The sequence below is a fragment of the Aliiglaciecola sp. genome, assembly GCF_039982535.1.
Lineage (GTDB): Bacteria > Pseudomonadota > Gammaproteobacteria > Enterobacterales > Alteromonadaceae > Aliiglaciecola.
Genome location: NZ_JBDWYG010000018.1, coordinates 1 through 2882, shown reverse-complemented (window position 1 = coordinate 2882; position 2882 = coordinate 1). Strand labels below are relative to the sequence as shown.

Here is a 2882-nt window from a genome sequence, read left to right as displayed (position 1 = left end):
CTTAGTATCAAGCTTGAACCGCGACAATAATTATCGACCATAGTAGATTTCCTCTGGAGTTTTAAAGTTCAAGCGCTTTCTTGGCCGAGAGTTCAGACGATCCGCGATGATGTCGCATTGTTGCTGTGTCAGCTCAGCCATACTGGTTCCTTTAGGTAGATACTGACGGATAAGGCCATTGAGATTTTCGTTACTTCCTCTCTCCCATGAATGAAATGGATTCGCGAAGTAGAATCGAACGTTTGCGCTTCTTTCAATTTCTTTGTACTGGTGGAACTCGGTGCCGTTGTCAGCAGTGATGGTTTTAAAAGATAAAGGGTCCCTGTCGATTAATCGTTTAGTTTTTTTGTTCAACGACTTGGTGCTTCTATCTCGGAGCTTTCCAATCATAACGAACCCTGTTTTTCGCTCGTTGATTGTTACGATACAGTCTTTCGAGCCACGGCCCATGACTGTGTCGATCTCCCAATGCCCCTTGTATTTGCGGGTTTCAACGCTGCCGGGACGTTCGGAGATATGCCGCTTATTGGATAGCCGGCCCCTGCTGTCATAGGCTTTATAACGTTTTCTACGTTGTTTGAGTGACTGGCGAAGATGAGTCCATAGCGAACCACCATTAGCCTTATCTCGCCAGATGTACTGGTAGATAGTTTCGTGGGAGATTGGTTGGTGTCCGTTCACCTTCAAAAAACCCCTAATTTGCTCCGGGCTCCATTTGTGCCGCAGATAGTATCGGACGAGCTTGAAATCGTGATCGTCATAATGTCGATTGCGCCGCGAACGACTCCGCCGTCCTCGGGTACGACTGTCGGCTTTTGTGGGCCTATAAGCACCATCTGTCATATGGCAGCTATTGCGCTCTAACTCCCGATATATGGTACTTCGATGTCGGCCCATTTGACTGGCAACCTCGGCATAACTTAGGCCTTGCCAACGAAGGTGTGACATCAGTACCCTGTCTTCCAGGGTGAGTTGTCTATAAGTGGTCATCGTTTATCTCTCTTTGGTCGGAAAGAAAAACGGCCATTTTGGCAGCTCACCCGCTTATTTGTCGAAACTGTCGCACTTAGTATATGAATTCGGCGTAGTAAACATCATAACAGCATGGACGGAGTATTTAGCGATATCTCCTTGCAGTACAAGAGCAGAAATGGTCATTGTGGAAACGCCACCAATTGTCGTTGTAGCACTTGCGAGTGATGAGGCGGTTACTGGGATATCGTCACGTAACTTTATAATACCAGCATTAGCACTTGCCATACTTAACCCATTTCCAATTCCAATAAAAACACAAGAGCCAAAAAAAGCCAAAATGAGTGGCAATATTTCGGTAGCAATAGCAATAAACCCAATGGTTATACCTATGAAAGCTATGGTTCTACCAAATAGTATTACATTTGCTAACGAGTATCCAGAAAAGTACTTACCAGCAAGAACACTGCCAACTATAAAACCACCAGGTACTAGTCCCATATAGATGCCCAGCTGTGAGCTATTAACTCCTACTGACACATCGCTTCGGAATAAATATGGAGCCCAACCAAGAAAAACATATAAAGTGCCGATTGAAAATATCATGCATATCGTATATCCCAAAAACAACCGATTTCTTACTAACTCAAGGCAAGACTTAAGAATTCGAATTTCCTTTCCTTGGTTAGTACTGCCATCATATGATACTTCATTTGATAAACAATAGTGAGCAAAAAATAAATTGACCACACCTATTAAGCTCAAAAACCAAAAATTAGAACGCCAACCGAATAGAGTATCTAATTGACCTCCAATTGATGGTCCCACTAGTGGCGCAATAGCCCATGCTGCAGAAACATAGGCTATCATCTTAGAAGAATTGTCTTTACCAGCAAATTTGTTTACACCAGCGAGTGAAATAGAAAAACAAACAATAATAGGAGCTTGGATCATTCGTGCAATTAAAAATACATAGATATTATTTGTCAAAGCACAGATTACAGACCCAAGAATAAACAAAGTCAATACTGAGAATGCTATTAGTTTTTTACTATATTTATCAGCCAGCGAACCTCCTATAACTTGTGTTATAGCTGCTAATAAAGCATGTAAAGTGATAGAAAGATTTAATACCCAATATGGAGTATCTATGCTTTCTGAAATTGAAGGTAGCGAAGGCAGAATTAATGTAACAGGAAGAACTGAAAAAGCAGAAAGTAATATATAGCCAAGATAAACAGACCAACCCTTCATTCAGATAACCTCTTTAAAATGGCTTTGCAATAAAATAAAATCCGAAAGCTATTATTTGACGAAACTATTAAGCATCTACACATTTAATGTTGCCTCATTACTTGTGGATTTTCTCAAATACAATATACGATTTTATACTTCAATGCACATGGAGTATTAACGTTTCAAAAGTTACTGTGGGTCAGAATTACCAATCAGTGACAACAATTATAGTTCACTAATAAAATACAATTGAATTTTGATTAGAATAAACTTAAACATAAGAGATAATCAAAATAGACTTCTAAAAGCACTGATACTTAGGACTATATACCAGTGCCTACATCGGTTCTATAATACATGCCGTTATAGCAAATACTACTCAAGCCATTATAAACAGAAGTTCTAGCTAAATTGTAACTAGAAGCAGTACCAACTAGAGTAAAAACCCTGCTTCCAGCAGAAGACTAAATGGACAGTCACCATAGTGGACGGCAAAAAAAATCCGACCGAAATTTCTAAAAGTCGCGAAGCGAGCTGCATGAAGTTGGTAGTAGGCTGGCGAAATGGAAAAATTTGGCAGGAATCAGGTTTTTCACCCACAGTGAAGCCGCAGGCTACTCCGCAAAGCGCATTTTTTATCGGGTGAGTACCTAAGTCAGCAGCTCAGCCAACCT

At 40.7% G+C, this 2882-nt stretch carries 2 protein-coding genes; both read right to left on the bottom strand.

All coding sequences use genetic code 11. The features are described 5' to 3' along the window. Window positions 1-30 precede the first annotated feature (30 nt). On the bottom strand, window positions 31-990 hold the full coding sequence (locus ABJV04_RS04030) for an IS30 family transposase (protein WP_348490024.1): 960 nt from the start codon (window positions 988-990) through the stop codon (window positions 31-33). Between the two features lie 54 nt (window positions 991-1044). Then, complete coding sequence (locus ABJV04_RS04025) at window positions 1045-2226, bottom strand: MFS transporter (RefSeq protein WP_348490023.1); 1182 nt, start codon at window positions 2224-2226, stop codon at window positions 1045-1047. Window positions 2227-2882: the final 656 nt, after the last annotated feature.

Coding starts and splice junctions, on each gene's coding strand:
- ABJV04_RS04025 (WP_348490023.1), bottom strand. CDS start 2,226: ATGAAGGGTTGGTCTGTTTATCTTGGCTATATATTACTTTCTGCTTTT.
- ABJV04_RS04030 (WP_348490024.1), bottom strand. CDS start 990: ATGACCACTTATAGACAACTCACCCTGGAAGACAGGGTACTGATGTCA.